The following is an 18,890-nucleotide window of genomic DNA, read 5'->3' as shown; positions in this document are numbered from 1 at the left end:
TACAGCTTTTAGTTGGGTGATAATCTTATTAAGGTTTTTAGTTTTATGTGTGAGCGGATAACTTCAGTCGCCCAATATATGCATATAGGATATTAACTATGCCATCCACTGATTTGACTCAGGCCTTTGAATGGCCAGAGAAAGCCGTTAGTCTTGAGTTGCAAAACTCAGTTGAACAGTTCTACTACCGCGAAGCGCAGTTGCTTGATCATCAACGATATGAGACCTGGTTGACTTTGCTGGCCGAAGACATTCAATACTGGATGCCAATCCGTACTAGCCATACCTCCCGAAACAAGGCGTTGGAGTACGTGCGCGCGGGTGGGAATGCCCATTTTGACGATACATATGAGAGTATGCGCGCGCGTATTCGTGGAAGAGTTTCGGGGTTGAACTGGACGGAAGATCCGCCATCGCGCAGTCGGCACATTGTCAGTAACGTGATCGTTCGCGAAACTGAGGAACCCAATACGGTGGAAGTTAGTTCTTCATTCCTTTGTTATCGCAACCGATTGGAGCGAATGACGGATATCTATGTTGGCGAGCGTCGGGACGTACTGCGCCGTGTAAGCAACGGCCTTGGATTTAAGATTGCCAAGCGGACGATCTTGCTTGATCAGAGCACGATAACAGCTAACAATCTCAGCTTGTTTTTCTAAAGAAAGAGCGTTGGCCACTCACTATTAATCGCGCCGCTCGGGTTTTGTTAGTGGGGTGCGATTAAAAGAGACGGCTATGAGGAAAGTACGCATTTTTTATCGGCATAAGAGTTTTTTACATCAAAGATCTCATGGGTGCGTTTTCTTTTAGAACCTTGGGGTTGTTCGACATGATGTATCCAAGCGTCTAACTGCACATTCGCGAGTCGGTTCTCACCCACCGGTAGGATGCTTAGGGTTTTGTTGGCCGGAAATTGGGTGCCATCCGCGTGATTGCCTTGTTGGGCGCACGCGAACCAAGCCGCTACGGTGCTGTTATCTAAGTGGTCATTGCAATGGGAAGTGCAGATGGCATTTGGGGTTTTTACAGTATTGTGCGGAGTTACGAAGTGTTGTGGTTCAGGATGTTAACGCTGATGATGCGTTTTGGCTATATTGCCTAGGGCTTGCGCGCCTACTATGCATCCACATTGAAATACTGATGCGATCTTGGAATGCATCAGTTGTCTGATGTGCTGGTTTGGTATTTCGCTTAATCAGGAATTAAAATTAATTATAAGAGTGAGTAAGTAGTATGGCGTTTTCCAGAGTTTGTGACTTATCGGATGTTCCCATTGGTGACGCTTTTAAGGTTGGAGGTGACGGCGAAGCCGTCGCAATTTTCAACGTCGATGGAGATTTGTTCGCAACACAAGACCATTGTACCCATGGCGACTGGTCGCTGTCCGAAGGCGGCTATCTAGATGGTGACGTTGTCGAATGCTCGCTGCACATGGGCAAGTTTTGTGTTCGCACGGGCAAGGTCAAAGCAGCACCGCCTTGTGAGCCACTGAAAATATTTCCGATTCGAATCGATGGTAACGATGTGTATGTCGATTTGGATGCTGGGTATCTAGCGCCATGATTAAAACCATAGTAATTATTGGCGCGGGCTTGGCTGGCGCAACGGCCGCGCGCTCCCTTCGCGCCCAAGGATATCAGGGCAAGATCCATATGGTCGGGGAGGAGGCTCGTGTGGCTTACGATCGCCCCTCCCTATCCAAGGACGTTTTGGCTGGCAAGCTGGTCGAGCCCCCTTTGATCATGGACCCCTTTTGGTATGCATCGGCCGATATCGATCTCCATCTTGGGGTGCGCGTGACCGGTATTGATGTGGTCAGCCGCCAGGTACTTTTCGAATCCGGTGATACTTTGGCCTACGACCGATTGCTGCTGGCTACCGGCGCGCGCGCGCGGCGCATGGCGATCATGGGATGCGAATTGGCCAGCATCCACACCTTGCGTGACAGCGCCGACAGTTTAGCGCTGCGGCATGTGCTTGAGCCGGGTAAGTCGCTGGTCATTGTTGGCGGTGGCCTGATCGGTTGCGAGGTGGCGACCACCGCCAGCAAGGCCGGTACCAAGGTAACAATTCTGGAGGCTGGCGACGAACTGCTGCTGCGTGTGCTGGGCCACAAAATTGGGGCCTGGTGCCGAACCGAGCTTGAGCTCATGGGCGTCCGGGTTGAGCTGAACGCACAGGCATCGCACTTCGAGGGCAAGGGACACGTGTGTGCCGTCGTCTGCGCTGATGGGCGTCGGGTGGCCGCTGACGCAGTGCTCATCAGCATAGGTGCAGAGCCAGCCGACGAGCTAGCCCGGGCGGCCGGCATAGCATGTGAACGCGGCGTGCTGGTTGATGCGACGGGTGCAAGTTCGTGCCCGGAGGTGTTTGCCGTCGGTGACGTAGCAGTCTGGCCTTTGAGGGCCGGCGGACAGCGCTCGCTGGAGACCTATCTGAACAGCCAAATGCAGGCTGAAACAGCTGCCGCGGCCATGCTAGGCACGCCTGTCCCGGCCCCCCGGTGTCAGGCTAGTTGTCGCCTGAGCTGATTTATCAAAACGATAGATCGGGGGCGCCAAAGAGAGCTGTAATGTCGAGCTATTCACCTGAGCGTAAAGCGGCCCTTATCAACAAATTGCTGCCGCCTCAAAACATGTCCGTGGCCGAGTTGTCGCGTCAAGAAGGCATCTCTCAAGCCACCCTGTATGCTTGGCGAACCAAGCTCAAAGCAGGAGGCGCAGTGGTGCCCGGAGATAAAAGCAGTGCCGATAACTGGTCGGCTGAAGCCAAGTTTGCAGCGGTGTTGCACACGGCCACGTTGAGCGAGATCGAGCTTAGCGAATACTGTCGCAGCAAGGGTTTGTACCCCGAGCAAATCGGCGCTTGGCGACAGGCCTGCATCAGTGGCCAGCTAACAGCCCAGGCACAGCGCCAGGCCGAGCGAGAACAGGCGCGCGCCGACAAAAAACGCATCGCCGAGTTGGAGCGTGAACTGCGGCGCAAGGACAAGGCGCTCGCAGAAACCGCCGCGATTCTGGTGCTGCGAAAAAAGATGAATGCCTTCTGGGGAAACGACAGCGAGGACGTCTGACCTCGCTGCCAGAACGGCAACAACTCGTTGAACGTTTTAACCAAGCCGTTGCTTCTGGTGCACGCAAAACTATTGCCAGCGCGGAGATCGGGCTGTCGCTGCGCAGCCTGCAACGCTGGGCGCTGACGCCTGTGATGCAGGCCGACGTGCGCACCACCACGTCACGTCCGCGACCACTTAATGCCCTGAGTGAACAGGAGCGTTGCGCTATTTTAGAGGTCTGCAACAGTCCGCCATTCGTCAGCCTGCCGCCCAGCCAGATCGTCCCGATACTGGCCGATCAAGGTCGTTATCTGGCCTCAGAGGCAACCTTTTACCGCGTCCTGAAGGAAGCTGATCAGCAGCACCGACGTGGCCGCAGCCATGCACCGCACAAGCATGCTGCGCCGACAACTCACAGCGCAACCACAGCCAATAAGGTCTGGTCTTGGGACATCACCTACTTGCCATCGCCAGTGCGTGGGAAGTACTACTATCTGTATTTGATCGAGGACATCTACAGCCGAAAGGCCGTGGGCTGGGAAGTTTACGAGCAAGAAAGTGGCGAGCTGGCGGCCGAACTGATGCAGCGCACCGTGCTCACCGAACGCTGCGCCGGACGGCCCTTAGTGCTGCACTCGGACAACGGTGCACCGATGAAATCGGTGACGTTGCTGAGCAAACTGTACGAACTCGGCATCACCCCGTCACGCGGACGACCACGGGTGAGTAACGATAATCCCTACTCAGAATCGCTGTTTAGAACCCTGAAATATTGCCCGCAATGGCCTCCTGGTGGTTTTGCAGATTTGGACGCGGCACGCAGCTGGGTGCGCGATTTTATCCGCTGGTACAACCACCAACACCGCCACAGCCGCATCCGCTTCGTGACCCCGGCGCAGCGTCATCGAGGAGATGATCAAGAGATCTTGGCCAAGCGTCATGCCCTGTATCAGCAAGCTCGTAATCAACATCCACATCGCTGGTCAGGTGCGACACGCAATTGGCAGCCCATCGGCGCGGTCACACTCAATCCGGAAAGGGAGTTACCGACACTGAAAATAGCCGCATAAAACACAGCTGACGCGACAACTACCTTGCAAAACGCCGCGGCCCCTCAGGTGCCAACCTCGTGGACTGAGATTGCGGGGCATCGAATGCAGATGATTGGCGACCTCGGAGGCCCCGGAGAAATCGTCCTGCGCGGTGACATACAAAATGGTCAACCGTTGGTGCTGTTCAGGCTCCTTGATGGCCGTATTGAAGCAGCAATAGCGATCAATGATTTGAAAGAATTTTCCATTGCGACCCGCTTGGTGGTTGGTCGGGTTCCTGTTTCGGCCAAACAGCTGCAGGACGCTAGCTTGAACCTGCGGGAATTGCTGAAAGCTAAAGCGCAGAGATGCACATGACCGGCAATTTCCTTTAACCATTATAAGCAGAGCTCAAGACATGAGATTGACAGGTGAAGTGATATTGATAACGGGTGGTGCCGCTGGACTGGGGCGCGCTCTTGTGGATCGGTTCGTGGCCGAAGGTGCTAAGGTGGCTGTGCTCGACAAGTGCGCGGAACGCCTGCAACAGTTGGAATCGGATCATGGCGAAGAAGTGGTATGCATCGTCGGCGATGTGCGCTATCTGGAAGACCAGAAGCGAGCTGCCAACTGCTGCATTGCTAAGTTCGGGAAAATCGACACTTTGATCCCCAACGCTGGTATCTGGGATTACAACACGCCATTAGTCGATCTGTCTGAAGATAGTATCGATATTGCATTTGATGAAGTGTTTCAGATCAATGTCAAGGGTTATATCCATGCCGTCAAGGCCTGTCTGCCGGCCTTGGTCGCGAGTCGTGGCAGCGTGATCTGCACGATCTCGAATGCAGGTTTCTACCCCAATGGCGGAGGCCCTCTTTACACGGCGGCCAAGCATGCGGTCGTGGGCTTGGTGCGCGAACTGGCATTCGAGCTGGCACCGTATGTGAGGGTCAATGGCGTGGGGGTGGGTGGTATCAGCACGGATTTGAGAGGACCTTGCTCGCTGGGTATGAGCGAGCAATCGATATCGAGCCTGCCGTTGGCTGAGTTGCTGCAGGACGTACTGCCAATTGGCCGTATGCCTGACGCTGAAGAATATACAGGCGCCTATGTGTTTTTCGCTACGCGGTGCGACTCGGTACCGGCCACCGGGGCCTTGCTGAATTACGACGGTGGCATGGGCGTTCGCGGAATTTTTTCCGCGGTAGGTGGTAAAGATCTTCTCGAAAAACTGAACATCAATTAAGGAGATGACAATGTGCATCAAAAGCCTAGGTTACATGGGTTTCTCTGTAAGTGATGTGCCAGCATGGCGTTCTTTCCTCTCCGAAAAAGTGGGTTTGATGGAGGTCATCGGCTCCGATGATAGTGCTCAATACCGCATGGATTCACGCAGTTGGCGGATTGCCGTGCAAAAGGGAGAGGCTGATGATATAGCGTTCGCCGGTTATGAAGTGGCCAATCCGCTGGCGTTGCAGCAGATGACGGCGCGGTTACGGCAGGCTGGTGTCCAGGTGAAGACCGGCGACACTGAGTTGGCAGAGAAACGTGACGTGATGGAACTGATCTCTTTTGAAGATCCATTTGGAATGCCGCTGGAAATCTACTATGGGGCTACCGATTATTTCGAGCGGCCTCTCGTTTCTGGTACAGGTATCACGGGATTCCTGACTGGCGCACACGGTGCAGGGCATTATCTTTACGCTGTACCGAATATTGAAGAGGCACTAGCTTTTTATACAGGAGTGCTGGGCTTCCAGATGTCTGACGTCATTGATATCGCGATGGGCCCGGATTTGACTGCGCGAGGATACTTCCTACATTGCAACGGACGCCATCACACAATAGCGATCGCAGAGGCTCCGTTACCAAAGCGCATTCACCATTTTTTGCTGCAGGCCTTGACGCTTGATGATATGGGGCATGCATATGACCGTCTTGATGGAATAGGTGGTAAAACCACCGACTCCAATCTTGGGGATAGCACTTCTAGCTGCATTACGGCGACGATCGGACGCCACGTTAACGATCACATGGTTTCCTTCTATGCCCAGACGCCATCCGGCTTTGAACTTGAGTTTGGCTGGGGGGCGCGAGATGTCGATGATCAGTCTTGGGTGATGACGCGGCATAAGCGGACCGCTATGTGGGGTCACAAGCCCTTGCGCAGCAAGTCTCAGAAATCCTGAAAAATGCAACTTGTCCTAAGTGAGACTCTATTGTAGTCCTGCGCTTGCTTTTTATTATGCCGCAGGAGTTGGATTTGGGTTTCGATCTTATCAAGTTCGATCAGGCTAGAAAGAAGGCTGAGTCAGCTATGGCGTTCGGGGGGGCTCGGTGAAGTTTAGGATGACGACTTGAGAATGTTGCCCTCCAAAAAGAAATAAAGAACTATTTATTAATCAATGGAAGCCACGGCCGATATGTTACCTGAACTCATCCAAACTCTCGGCGACGAGCTCTACTCTGCCCTGTGCACACGCACAATGGTAGAGCCGCTGACTAGCCGTTACCCCAATATCACTATTGAAAATGCATACCACATCCAGCTGCGTATGATTTCTCGCCGCCTACAGGCCGGCGAACGCATCGTCGGCAAGAAAATCGGCGTCACCAGTGCCGCAGTGATGAACATGCTAGGCGTGCGCCAACCCGACTTTGGTTACATGCTCGATGGCATGATCCACGACGACGGCGCAGATGTTGACATTGCTATGCTTATCCAGCCAAAGGCTGAAGGCGAAATCGCCTTCGTGCTTAAGAAAGACTTGATGGGGCCGGGGGTCAGTGCTGCCGATGTGTTGGCCGCCACCGAAGGCGTTATGGCCTGCTTCGAGATCGTCGACTCACGCATCACCGATTGGAGAATCAAGATCCAGGACACCATCGCCGACAACGCATCCTGCGGGATCTTCGTGCTCGGTGACCGCATGGTCGATCTGCGCGGGCTCGACCTGCGGACTTGCGGTATGGTTTTGGAAAAAAATGGCGAAACGGTGGCTACCGGAGCAGGCGCCGCAACTATGAACTCACCTGTCAACGCGGTAGTTTGGCTCGCAAACACACTGGGCAAGCTGGGCATCTCGCTGAAAGCTGGCGAAGTGATTCTGTCCGGGGCACTCGGTGCGATGGTGCCCGTCAAGGCCGGCGACAACTTGCATGTCGCGATAGGTGGCATCGGTTGCTGTTCAGTTCGTTTTCATTAAAAAAGAGAGGATGTCAGATGATGAAAGTTAAATGCGCACTCATCGGCCCGGGGAACATTGGAACCGACTTGCTTTATAAGTTGCAGCGCAGCACGGTGCTGGAGCCTGTTTGGATGGTCGGTATCGACCCTACTTCCGAAGGCTTGCAGCGCGCTGCCGCCATGGGATTGAAAACTACCTCCGATGGGGTTGATGGTCTTTTGCCGCATGTCGCCGCAGATGGGATACAAATTGCCTTCGATGCCACCTCGGCTTATGTACATGCAGAAAATTCACGCAAGCTTAATGAGCTGGGCGTGATGATGATCGATTTGACCCCGGCTGCTATCGGCCCTTTTTGTGTGCCGCCGGTGAATCTGCTCAAGCATGTCGGTCAGCGTGAATTGAATGTCAATATGGTGACCTGCGGCGGCCAGGCCACTATCCCGATGGTCGCTGCGGTATCGCGTGTACAGCCGGTAGCTTACGGCGAGATCGTAGCTACCACGGCATCCAAATCGATAGGCCCCGGAACCCGCTCCAATATTGATGAGTTTACCCGCACCACATCCCGTGCAGTTGAAATCGTCGGCGGAGCCAAAAAGGGCAAGGCTATCATCATCATTAACCCGGCCGAGCCGCCGATGATGATGCGCGATACCGTTCATTGCCTGACCGAAACCGAACCTGATCGAGAAAAAATCACTGCGTCGGTGCACGCAATGATTAAGGAAGTCCAGAAATACGTGCCCGGTTACAAGCTGGTCAACGGTCCGGTATTTGACGGCAAGCGCATCTCGCTGTTCCTGGAAGTTGAAGGTCTGGGCGATTACCTACCCAAATATGCTGGCAACCTTGACATCATGACTGCCGCCGCTGTCCGCACTGCGGAGATGTTCGCCGAAGAAGTTCTCAGCGGAAAACTTACACTTGACTCGACGAAAAAGAAGCAAAAATAACTGCTCCGTGAGGAATAAACATGGCACTCAAAGGCAAAAAAATTACCGTTCATGACATGACACTGCGTGACGGCATGCACCCGAAGCGGCACCAAATGACGCTGGAGCAAATGACCAGCATCGCACAGGGCCTGGACGCTGCTGGCGTGCCGCTGATTGAGGTCACTCATGGCGACGGTTTGGGCGGCTCGTCAATCAACTATGGCTTTCCCGCCCATACCGACGAGGAGTATCTGTCGTCGGTGATCCCACTGATGAAAAAAGCAAAAGTGTCTGCGCTGCTACTGCCCGGTATTGGCACCGTAGATGATCTGAAGATGGCATATGAATTGGGTGTAAGTACTATTCGTGTGGCTACCCATTGCAGCGAGGCCGATGTCTCGCAGCAGCATATTCAATATGCTCGCAAGATAGGAATGGACACGGTCGGCTTTCTGATGATGTCGCACATGGCATCGCCCGAGCAACTACTGGAACAAGCGCGCCGTATGGAAAGCTATGGTGCCAATTGCATCTATTGCACCGATTCGGCTGGCTACATGCTGCCGGAAGATGTTAAAGCACGCATAGGGCTACTGCGCGAGAAACTTAATCCTGAAACTGAACTCGGTTTTCACGGCCATCACAATCTGGCGATGGGCGTGGCTAACTCGTTGGTGGCGGTAGAATACGGGGCTAACAGGATCGACGCCGCAGCGGCCGGACTCGGTGCCGGTGCAGGCAATACGCCGATGGAGGTTTTCATCGCGGTCTGCGCCCGATCGGGGATTGAGACCGGAGTTGATGTGTTCAAAATCCAAGACGTAGCAGAAGACCTTGTGGTACCGATGATGGACTTCCCAATCCGGATCGATCGCGACTCGCTTACGCTGGGTTACGCCGGTGTATATGGTTCGTTCTTGCTGTTTGCCAAACGAGCTGAGAAACAATACGGGGTGTCGGCACGTGACATTCTGGTTGAGATGGGTCGGCGCGGCATGGTCGGTGGCCAAGAGGATATGATCGAAGATACGGCGCTGACCATGGCGCGGGCCCGCAGTCTAGCGTCACTCTAGTTGAGTGAGTTATTAGTTCGTTAATTTATCGTCTGTATACAAAAGCTTGAGCGAGTTATCGAATATATAAAATAGATTGTCAAATCTATTAGTTGTGTCACTACATATTCTAATTTGATGTGTGCTGTCTTCTATGCTTCTAGTTTTTTCATGTAAATTTCGAGTGGTAACACTACTTCGGCGATATGCATTTGCAGCAAGTGCGAGGGAACGCATTTGTTTGCGATAAACAAGAAAGGGGAAGGCTGGAAAATCTTCATCCGGACATAAATTATAATTTTTCTTATAAATATAAGAGATAGAAAAATGAATCAAGGACTTATTCGGGCTATAACCATTGCGATATCGGCAACTGCCTCTCAAGCGACACTGGCTAGCAGCGATGTATTTCGGTTCGTTGGGTATGGCCCAGTGTCGAGTGCGATGGGGGGGGCTGCGACGGCGTTTGATGTGGGCGCGGCTGGTATGATGACGAATCCTGCAACGCTTTCTTTGATGGCGCCAGGTTCTGAAATTCATCTAGGCCTAGATGTTATCGTTCCTGATTTATCAGTTAAGAATCAAGCAACAGGAGAAACTGCCTCCTCCAATGATCACTCCAAAAACCGCGGCCCTTATGCGGCTCCCCAACTGGCTTTTACGTATCGCGGTGGTCCCTGGGCATTTGGCCTAGGTGTCTTCGCCCAAGGTGGGGTGGGAACGGAATATGGGACCAAGAGTTTTCTTTCTCGCGCTACCGGGGGACTTGATACAGGTCTCGAGAATTCGAGTCGCCTACTGACCTTGAACATTCCCTTTGCGGCGAGCTACGAAGTCAATGATAGGCTGACTGTGGGGGCGAGTGTTGATGCCGTGTGGCAGGGCTTGAACCTGGATATGTTGATGGGCGCGGACCAGCTTGGTTCGCTGATCGGGGCGGGGCGGGTGAGTGGTAGCCTTGTTCCTGTGCTTGGGGAACTACCTGACTTGCGCGGCGCTCATTTGAGTTTTACCAAGAACCAGCCAGTGGCGAGTGGTGCGGATGCGTGGGGTGTTGGCGGACGCATAGGTATGATATATAAAATCACGCAAGCTACGATTTTTGGTGCCGCGTATTCCATGGAGAGCAAGCTAGCTGACATGGAAGGTAATGCAACTCTTACGGCAGTAGATGCTGTAGTTGGCCAGGTTGCGCTGGCAGGCAAAATTAAGATACGTGACTTTCAAACTCCCGCGCAATTGAATCTGGGTATAAGCCATCAGCTTAATGACCAATGGCTGATTGCTGCCGACGTTTCCCGGATATTCTGGAAGCACGCAATGAAAGATATTGATGTTGATTTTGTTGCAGATAATGGCTCGAATATAAATATTTTATTGCCGCAGAATTATAGGGATCAGACCGCTCTATCGTTTGGCGCTGCCTATCAGACTGGCAAGTGGACGCTGCGAGGAGGGGGGCGCTTAGCGACTCAGGCGTTGCGCTCCGATACTGTGTTAGCGGTAATTCCTGCTATTCCTACCACGTTCGGCTCTGCAGGGTTTTCTTATCAATTCACACGGGCAAGTAAGATGGACTTTGCCTGGATCCATTCTTTTAAAAAGGAGATGGATAACTCCAGCCAGCCCAACACATCCGAGCCAATAAGGGTGGCGCATGCTCAGGATAGTATAAGTACGGCTTATGTTTACGAATTCTGAATATCCCGCCCTTTCTTTAGGGCGAAGACAGCATCCATGGCATTTCATGAGTTGGATAGTGTCCTTGCCATGATACGTTGGTGCTTTTCTATTTATTCAGTTCAACGCATAAATAATTTTTAGTGACCGAGGATAGAAGAATGGCTAATCCTGAAATAGGTAAGAGTATTGTAGCTGCTGGTATTCAAACAAATTATCACGATCTTGGTGAAGGGACGCCGGTACTCCTCGTTCATGGCTCCGGCCCCGGCGTAAGTGCTTATGCCAACTGGAGACTGACGATGCCTGCCCTGAGCAAGAACTTTCGAGTTATTGCCGCAGATATAGTTGGTTTCGGCTTCACACATAGGCCTGAAAACTATATTTATTCCATGGATAATTGGGTCAAGCACATCATTGGCGTCATGGATGCCTTGGAAATTGAAAAAGCCCACATCGTAGGCAACTCGTTTGGCGGGGCACTGGCGATTGCAATTGCGATACGGCATCCGGGTCGGATAGACCGCATGGTCCTGATGGGGGCAGCTGGAACGCAATTCGAACTCACGGATGGTTTGGATGCGGTTTGGGGTTACACGCCGTCAATCAAAAACATGCGTGATCTCCTCGACATTTTCGCCTATGACCGTAGCTTGGTCAGCGATGAATTGGCCAGGCTACGATATGAAGCGAGTATTCAGCCAGGCTTCCAAGAATCTTTTTCCCGGATGTTTCCAGCACCGCGTCAGCGCTGGGTAGCCGCGCTGGCTAGTTCGGATGCAGATATAAAAGGGCTTTCCAACGAGACACTGATTATTCATGGACGCGAGGATCAGGTGGTTCCGCTATCCAGCAGTCTGCGTTTAGTCGAAATCATTGAGCGTGCGCAGTTGCATGTTTTCGGGCGTTGTGGGCACTGGACACAAATTGAGCAGGCCGACCGATTCAATCGGCTTGTGGTCGAGTTTTTTGATGAGGCTAGCGTAGTGCCTAAACTGGATGTCTTGTAAGTCCGAGTGGTTCGCAAAGGCGGATGCGACTTTGGCTCCGCCAATACCACCCCGCTTGGCAACTTAGCATTATATTTTAGGTTGAGTTTTCTGCGCGGGGCCTCAGGAAAGGGCTGGAATAGTCTCATTTTTCGCGCTTATTCTGTCTGGATTTAAGGCACAAAAAAGACGTCTGCGGACGTCTGCGGACGTCTTTAGATGTAGATTTGGTGGAGCCGGGAGCAGTCCAAGTGTGGGGTGTGAAATACGCATCGCCTTCCGGGCATGTGGTGCCCGGCAGGGTTACTACATGATCCTGGACCAAGGCTCGGCAAATGGCCAGGTTTCCTCCTATCCCTGACGACCGCTTTCACTCTTTGGGTAAGCATTAAATAATAAATTAAAAGGCGGAATCCCTCGTATGGTCATGAGGTTGGCTATTGACTCGGTCGGCCTAGATCTAATCGCGATCCTTGTTGCTAGGATCACAGTTCTGATGTGGAGGGTCGAAGGAGAATTGACCGGCAATTGGTTGAAAAGGGCTGACTTATTCAGAGTCTTCTTAAGGGCTGTGTATTCGAAACGCAAAACTACCATTTTATAATAAAAATAAGGGGATGATTGTGGAGGATAGTGATCGTATGCTGGGAGGGCTTGGTGTTCAATTCAAGTTGATGCTCATGTTTTCTCTAGTTATTAGTGTTGGGATGATTGTCACATTTTCTGGGTTTTACAGTGTTTACGCACTCTCTGGTCTGCTAGAAAAAAGTGGGCTTATTGGTGATTTTAAGGTAGAAGATTCGAAATCTAAAGGCAGTGGAAAGACAATACCTGCTTCTTCATGATGAACAAACTCTTCAGGATAGAAACTCTGCAGTGGAGCGGATAAAAAGTAGCGTTGAAGTAGCTTTGCCTTTGTTTGTGTCTCCGGCGGCAAATGACTTAAATGGATTGACTGGCGAGCTAGTTGCCCATGATCGGACGTTTTCTGGACTGGTCCGCGCTTCAGTGCCTAATAATTCCGGATTGGCGCAGGGGGTGCTGGTTACTTGGAGTGAAGAAGCTGAACAATTGGCTGGTCAATATGCGAGCTTGGAGAAGTCGGTAGACAAGCTGATGTCGGATCTGGTCAGGGATCGTGATGATAAGGTGGCTTTGATATACACGCTCTTGGCTGGCGCTTCAGTGATTGCTATATTAATCGCCGCGTGTGGTGTCTGGTTCATATCGCGTCAATTGGTTCCTCCTCTAAAAGCAACTGTTCGGTTGGCTGAGCGTATTGCCTCTGGTGACTTGGTCGATGTGGAGGAAAGCTGCCGTAACGACGAGATAGGGCAGTTGCAAAGCGCTACTCGTAAAATGGCGAATGGTTTACGTCATCTCGTAGGAGACATCAATCAGGGAGCTTCGCAATTGGTAGCTGCCTCCGAAGGACTTTCGTCGATTTGCGCGCAGGCTCAAACTGATAATGAGCAGCAGAAATTTGCAATAGCACAGGTCTCTGCTGCTGTGAATGAACTGGTGATAACCGTTCAAGCGATTGCACAAAGCACAGAGGAAGCAGCCGCATTGGCAAGTATGGCGGATGAAAAGGCGCGCGACGGAGAGCGAGTAGTAAATGGTGCAGTCGATTATATAGAATGCCTTTCTGAGGATATGGCTAAGTTAGGTGGGGCTATGGAAAGACTTCAGCACGATAGTGGATGCATCAATCAGGTGATTGATGTAATAAAAGCTGTGGCGGAGCAAACTAATCTCTTGGCATTAAATGCGGCAATCGAGGCTGCTCGAGCAGGAGAGCAGGGGCGGGGATTTGCAGTCGTCGCGGACGAGGTTCGTGCGCTCGCGATGCGTACTCAGCAATCGACAAAGGAGATAGAAAGTCTCGTGATTTCGCTTCAGGAGGGAAGCCATACGGCGTGGGAGCTTATGCAGCGCGGCAATTTACGAACCAGAGATGTTGTAAACCTAGCCCAGCAAGCACGTACCTCGTTGCTCGAAATCACTCAAGCAGTAGCTGATATTCAGGCTATGAACCATCAGATCGCTGCCGGTGCAGAAGAGCAGGGTGCTACAGTGGTTCAGATCAACCAAAACATCATCGAGATTCACAGCATGGCTGACCTGTCCGCAATTAAGTCAGGGCAAACGATGAGTTCTTCAGTAGAGCTAGCTCGTTTAGGTAGTGACTTGCAACAGTCAGTCGGGCGCTTTCGTTGGTAAACAGCTTTGGGTTTCGCTCATGATCCGACTCATGCTGCATCATTGGAGACGCTTCATTATGCTCGCGATTTGTTATAGCGTGATGGATGATACTCAGTGATCGCTTCTGGCCGATTCTGTTGAAAAAGTAGACCTTCAACTCGGCCTGCGGCAAAATATGGACATCGGCCGGCGGGAGGATTCGCAGCATGATGGGACAATTATCGAGTGGACAGGAACGGCTGTTTTACTCGTTCAAGATTGAAGATCACATCCCACCAAATCATCTCCTGCGCAGCATTGATCGGTGTCTCGATCTGAGCGCCCCCCCCGGTGTCAGGCTAGTTGTCGCTTGAGCTGATTTATCAAAACGATAGATCGGGGGCGTCAAAGAGAGCTGTAATGTCGAGCTATTCACCTGAGCGTAAAGCGGCCCTTATCAACAAATTGCTGCCGCCTCAAAACATGTCCGTGGCCGAGTTGTCGCGTCAAGAAGGCATCTCTCAAGCCACCCTGTATGCTTGGAGAACCAAGCTCAAAGCAGGAGGCGCAGTGGTGCCCGGAGATAAAAGCAGTGCCGATAACTGGTCGGCTGAAGCCAAGTTCGCAGCGGTGTTGCACACGGCCACGTTGAGCTAGATCGAACTCAGCGAATACTGTCGCAGCAAGGGTTTGTACCCGGAGCAAATCAGCGCTTGGCGACAGGCCTGCATCAGTGGCCAGCTGTCAGCTCAGGCACAACGCCAGGCCGAGCGAGAGCAGGCACGTGCCGACAAAAAACGTATCGCCGAGTTGGAGCGCGAGCTGCGGCGTAAAGATAAGGCGCTGGCAGAAACCGCCGCGATCCTGGTACTGCGAAAAAAGATGAATGCCTTCTGGGGAAACGACAACGAGGACGTCTAACCTCGCTGCCAGAACGGCAACAACTCGTTGAACGTTTTAACCAAGCCGTTGCTTCTGGTGCACGCAAAACTATTGCCAGCGCGGAGATCGGGCTGTCGCTGCGCAGTCTGCAACGCTGGGCGCTGACGCCTGTGATGTAGGCCGACGTGCGCACCACCACGTCACGTCCGCGACCACTTAATGCCCTGAGTGAACAGGAGCGTTGCGCTATTTTAGAGGTCTGTAACAGCCCGCATTCGTCAGCCTGCCGCCGAGCCAGATCGTGCCGATACTGGCCGACCAAGGCCGTTACCTGGCCTCAGAAACGACCTTTTACCGCGTCCTCAAGAAGTCTGATCAGCAGCGCCGACGTGGCCGCAGCCATGCGCCGCACAAGCATGCTGCGCCGACGACTTACAGCGCAACCACCGCCAATCAGGTCTGGTCTTGGGACATTACCTACCTTCCATCTCCAGTGCGTGGGAAGTACTACTATCTGTCTTTGATCGAGGACATCTACAGCCGAAAGGCCGTGGGCTGGGAGGTTTACGAGCAAGAAAGTGGCGAGCTGGCTGATCTATCTGTTTTAACGTTTGTGAGCATCTCCAAGCGCTCGCCAAGTAGATTCCAAGCCGTGGCCATTTCGGCAGCGTAGCTGTGACGCTGATAGATTCGTTTCATTTTGTTGTCTTCAGTGTGATTTAGGCAGCGCTCAGCCACCTCGGGTAGCACTCCCGGCGCGGTCATCAGTGTTGCGCCTGTGCGTCGAAGATCATGAGGTGTCCATTTACCACCTGGAAGCAGTAGGGCCTGGGCTTTCGCGCTACGCCGGCTCAGGGTCCCTTCTTCAGGCTGGCGTTGACGGTCCCCTAGTTGTTTGGTCACGGTCTTGGGGCTGACAGGGCCGCTGTTATCTGTATTTGGGTAGCACTAGGTTGATTTACTGTTGATATGTTGTGCTCGCTTGAACTGTGCAGCTGCAAAGTTCGACAAGCTGACGAGATGTGGTTTTCCATTCTTGCTGTTTTCGCCGGGAATTAACCAAGTGCGCTGCTCAAGATCGATATGCTCCCATCTGCTGCTCAGCAGCTCACCAATACGACAGCAAGTGGATAGTGCAATCCAGATGGCCGCTTCGGTTGTCACCAGCAGACCGGCTTCCGAAGCTTTTTGGGAAATGTTGCGTATCTCGTCATCACTTAAGACTCGATCACGCTCGACATCTTTACCGCCAATTTTGGCTTTGCGAATCCCAGCACTGGGATCGTGTTCGATCAGGTCGCGATCTACTGCAAATCGGAACATCTGACGCATAAGGGAGAAGGCTATTTTTGCTGCACGATTGACGCCACGCGAGAGCATTACATCAGTTACTTCTGTGATATGTCCCTTTTTCACGTCAGCTACCGCGATGTTGCCTAGAAAAGGTAATACATCTTTTTCGAACATTCGGCGCACCTCCGCACCTCCGTCCTTGCGATTGATCAAGTCGACTTTGGCCCAGTGTTCAAATAGTTCAGTAACGCTCTTTCGGGCAGCTTGGCGGGCGAGCTCGGTTGCTGCAGTAGCTTTCTCAGCATTTAGTTGTGCCACCTTAGCGTCGCGGGCAGCGATACGTGCGGCTTCTTCGGACTCAAGATGTTCACGGATGTTTTTGATGCCTGTTTTGTGCAGGCTCGCGAGTTCCATTGCTCTTTGTCGTGCATCTGACAGAGTCATGGTAGCGGCATCGTCCCCCGGACCATACGTACCAATTGGCAGAGCGTATCGCTTGCCTGCCTCGTTTGTGTATTGGAAATAGAAAAGGCGATCCCCGGCCGGGGTGATTCGCGCCAAGAGGGAGCCATGGCCCCAAATTGCTACTTCACTCATCCATTTATGAGTGTGGCCAGGCTTCGCCTTCATCGCCTTATCTGTGAGATTGGCCACGGTTATATCCTTGGTAGTGAATTGGTAGTGAATTGAAAGGAGCTTTAAGCGGATGATAGCGGATGCCAATGGACGTCTGTAAGAGGCTTGTCCAGTATTTTCAGGGGGTAAGCTGTAAGCTTGGATTTTGTAGGACTCTATTGGACGGTTATTCACCTTTATGGGGTACTAGGGGTAGTGTTCGAATCACTCCGTCCCGACCATATAATTCAAAGGGTTGCGAGATTTTATCTCGCGACCCTTTTTTATTTTTAAGTGTTTTTACCCCCAGAAAACGGCTGGCTCTCGGTGGAATCTTCAGCGGACACCGAGCTCGGAACCCGTCCGGTGGGTGTTGTCCCAGCTAAATAACTGAGTTGATGACGGTTTTTTTGGGGTTCATTACTGTCGAACGTTATCGGCGGTATTGGCCGATAGCTGTCGGTCGCGACAGGCTTCTTCAAGGCGTATTTTTTCACCCTAGCCAAAGCGCGCTGGAAGGATAAGTTTTCGAAAATGCCAGAAAGATCCGGGCTAAATGGTCGAGGTTTGTTGCGGGGAATATGGCGGTTCAAACAGATTAGAACGAAAGTTGGTGTATCTTTAGTATGTTCAATAGCAGCGGTCAGTCGGATAAGGAGCGCCAACAGACTGCTGCTGAATTGTTGAGTTATCGGTTCTATTGCTTCTGTGGGTCGAATTGCTTGTCCTTGATAAACAGCGCCGGAATCACACCACAGATGAAGTAGGCCGCGCCCATGACTAGAAAACCCACGCCTATCGAGCCATGAGAGGCGAGGAAGCCGATAGCTGCCGGAGCAATCGCTGCGCCCAGGCGCCCGATGTTGTAGGCGCCGCCTACTGCGGATCCGCGGAATTTGGCCTCGAAGCTTTCAGTCATGTAGGTGGCGTTCACGCCGTAAGGAATGCCATACAAAAAGCCGAACACCACCAGCATCCACAGGATGTTTTCAGGGCTTTGAAACAGGACGATGACCGGTAGGAATACCGCGGTGCCCAGGGCACCAAAGGCGAACACGGTACGACGACCGATACGGTCAGCGGCCAGGCCCGCGAGAATCTTGCCGAGGATCATGGCGGTGTAGGTGCCGACCATGTAGCCGGTCATGGATTTGAGGTTCATGCCCAGTTCGCTTTCCAGATACGTCGGCATCCAGTTGTTTACGCCGTAGTAGCCGAACTGCAGAAAGCCGGCAGTCAGGGCCCAGGAGATAAACATCCGACGAGCCTGCGGATCACCGAAGATCAGCTTGTACATGCTCTCGCGTTTTTCGGAGGATGGCTTTTGGATGCCCTTGATTTTTTTCTTGGCGCGCTCGGCCTGAGCGTTGATCCAGGCTTGCGGCTCCGGCACGAAACGTTGCATCACCACGGCCAGGATCACCGGGATAATGGCAATGTAGAAAAGCCAGCGCCAGCCATGGCTAGGCAAGATCCAGCCGGCCAGCAGCGTCGCGACGATATAGCCCACTGACCAGCCCGCTTGCAGGGTGCCCAGTACCGTTGTGCGGTAGCGAGTAGGTACGTATTCGGCCATCAGCGTGTTACAAGCCACGTACAGTGCGCCAATTCCCAGCGATGCCACCAATCGGGTGATCGCGAACTGCCAATAGTTATGCGTCAGGCCTAGCACAGCCGTGCCGGCGGAAAAAAGTACGATGCTCCAGACCACGGTTTTTACCCGGCCGAAACGATCGCAAGCCCAGCCACCGTAGATGCCACCGATGGCCATGCCGGCCAGGGTGAAACTACCCAGGCTGCCGGCTTCGACGTTGCTCAGGCCAAACTCAGCCTTCAGGCTGCTGAGGCTGTAGGAAAGCAGCATCAGATCGGCGCCGTCGATTAACAATCCAAGAAAGCAGAAGATAAATACCAACACCCAGGTTTTGGTTTTGGCCAGTGTATTTGCACTGACCTGAGCAGCAGCGTCCATCACGTCAC

Annotated in this window: 16 protein-coding genes and 1 pseudogene; 15 read left to right on the top strand and 2 right to left on the bottom strand. The window is 52.6% G+C overall.

Annotation, left to right across the window (positions count from 1 at the left end; genetic code table 11):
* Window positions 1-98 precede the first annotated feature (98 nt).
* The 15 genes and pseudogenes from JN756_RS21105 to JN756_RS21025 form a co-directional block, all read left to right on the top strand.
* Window positions 99-659 carry a 3-phenylpropionate/cinnamic acid dioxygenase subunit beta gene (locus JN756_RS21105; RefSeq protein WP_250690813.1) on the top strand — a complete coding sequence of 187 codons (561 nt, stop codon included), beginning with the start codon at window positions 99-101 and terminating at the stop codon, window positions 657-659.
* A gap of 574 nt (window positions 660-1,233) precedes the next feature.
* Window positions 1,234-1,563, top strand: a complete 330-nt coding sequence (locus tag JN756_RS21095; RefSeq protein WP_250690812.1) for a non-heme iron oxygenase ferredoxin subunit — start codon at window positions 1,234-1,236, stop codon at window positions 1,561-1,563.
* Window positions 1,560-2,531 (top strand): NAD(P)/FAD-dependent oxidoreductase, encoded by a 972-nt coding sequence (locus JN756_RS21090; protein ID WP_502940987.1) that lies wholly within the window; start codon window positions 1,560-1,562, stop codon window positions 2,529-2,531. The genes JN756_RS21095 and JN756_RS21090 overlap by 4 nt, the downstream gene beginning before the upstream one ends.
* A 41-nt stretch (window positions 2,532-2,572) precedes the next feature.
* A protein-coding gene (locus tag JN756_RS21085; protein ID WP_250690811.1) for an IS3-like element ISPpu4 family transposase occupies window positions 2,573-4,125 on the top strand; the annotation gives its coding sequence in 2 pieces (ribosomal slippage) (window positions 2,573-3,035 and window positions 3,035-4,125; 1,554 coding nt in all).
* A 48-nt stretch (window positions 4,126-4,173) separates the two neighbouring features.
* Window positions 4,174-4,464: an oxidoreductase C-terminal domain-containing protein gene (locus JN756_RS21080; protein ID WP_502941154.1), complete on the top strand. Its 291-nt coding sequence runs from the start codon at window positions 4,174-4,176 to the stop codon at window positions 4,462-4,464.
* A 40-nt stretch (window positions 4,465-4,504) separates the two neighbouring features.
* Window positions 4,505-5,335 carry a cis-2,3-dihydrobiphenyl-2,3-diol dehydrogenase gene (gene bphB, locus JN756_RS21075; RefSeq protein ID WP_250690810.1) on the top strand — a complete coding sequence of 277 codons (831 nt, stop codon included), beginning with the start codon at window positions 4,505-4,507 and terminating at the stop codon, window positions 5,333-5,335.
* A gap of 10 nt (window positions 5,336-5,345) precedes the next feature.
* Window positions 5,346-6,278 (top strand): VOC family protein, encoded by a 933-nt coding sequence (locus JN756_RS21070; RefSeq protein ID WP_250690809.1) that lies wholly within the window; start codon window positions 5,346-5,348, stop codon window positions 6,276-6,278.
* 216 nt (window positions 6,279-6,494) lie between these two features.
* Window positions 6,495-7,295, top strand: a complete 801-nt coding sequence (gene dmpE, locus JN756_RS21065; RefSeq protein ID WP_480416841.1) for a 2-oxopent-4-enoate hydratase — start codon at window positions 6,495-6,497, stop codon at window positions 7,293-7,295.
* A gap of 17 nt (window positions 7,296-7,312) precedes the next feature.
* A complete protein-coding gene (locus tag JN756_RS21060; protein WP_250690808.1) occupies window positions 7,313-8,233 on the top strand; it encodes an acetaldehyde dehydrogenase (acetylating) in 921 nt (306 codons plus the stop codon).
* A gap of 20 nt (window positions 8,234-8,253) precedes the next feature.
* Window positions 8,254-9,288, top strand: a complete 1,035-nt coding sequence (gene dmpG / locus JN756_RS21055; RefSeq protein WP_250690807.1) for a 4-hydroxy-2-oxovalerate aldolase — start codon at window positions 8,254-8,256, stop codon at window positions 9,286-9,288.
* Window positions 9,289-9,594: 306 nt separating this feature from the next.
* Window positions 9,595-10,968, top strand: a complete 1,374-nt coding sequence (locus JN756_RS21050) for an OmpP1/FadL family transporter (protein ID WP_250690806.1) — start codon at window positions 9,595-9,597, stop codon at window positions 10,966-10,968.
* A 140-nt stretch (window positions 10,969-11,108) separates the two neighbouring features.
* A complete protein-coding gene (locus tag JN756_RS21045; protein WP_250690805.1) occupies window positions 11,109-11,957 on the top strand; it encodes an alpha/beta fold hydrolase in 849 nt (282 codons plus the stop codon).
* Window positions 11,958-12,559: 602 nt separating this feature from the next.
* Window positions 12,560-12,781 (top strand): hypothetical protein, encoded by a 222-nt coding sequence (locus JN756_RS21040; protein WP_250690804.1) that lies wholly within the window; start codon window positions 12,560-12,562, stop codon window positions 12,779-12,781.
* 271 nt (window positions 12,782-13,052) lie between these two features.
* Entirely contained in the window at window positions 13,053-14,159 is a 1,107-nt protein-coding gene (locus JN756_RS21035; protein WP_502941153.1) for a methyl-accepting chemotaxis protein, read from the top strand.
* Between the two features lie 381 nt (window positions 14,160-14,540).
* Window positions 14,541-15,594, top strand: a pseudogene (locus JN756_RS21025) (transposase); the annotation flags it as partial.
* 356 nt (window positions 15,595-15,950) lie between these two features.
* On the opposite strand, the gene JN756_RS21020 reads toward JN756_RS21025, so the two are convergent.
* Both JN756_RS21020 and JN756_RS21015 read right to left on the bottom strand, forming a co-directional pair.
* Window positions 15,951-16,949 (bottom strand): phage integrase central domain-containing protein, encoded by a 999-nt coding sequence (locus JN756_RS21020; protein WP_350339031.1) that lies wholly within the window; start codon window positions 16,947-16,949, stop codon window positions 15,951-15,953.
* A 658-nt stretch (window positions 16,950-17,607) separates the two neighbouring features.
* The gene (locus JN756_RS21015; RefSeq protein WP_250690802.1) at window positions 17,608-18,882 is read right to left on the bottom strand and encodes an MFS transporter; all 1,275 of its coding nucleotides are present in this window, start codon (window positions 18,880-18,882) and stop codon (window positions 17,608-17,610) included.
* Window positions 18,883-18,890 lie beyond the last annotated feature (8 nt).

It is taken from the genome of Pseudomonas sp. Y39-6, from assembly GCF_023651955.1.
Lineage (GTDB): Bacteria > Pseudomonadota > Gammaproteobacteria > Pseudomonadales > Pseudomonadaceae > Aquipseudomonas > Aquipseudomonas veronii.
Note: the sequence above shows the minus strand (reverse complement) of the source record. Positions and strands in the feature narration are given on the sequence as shown.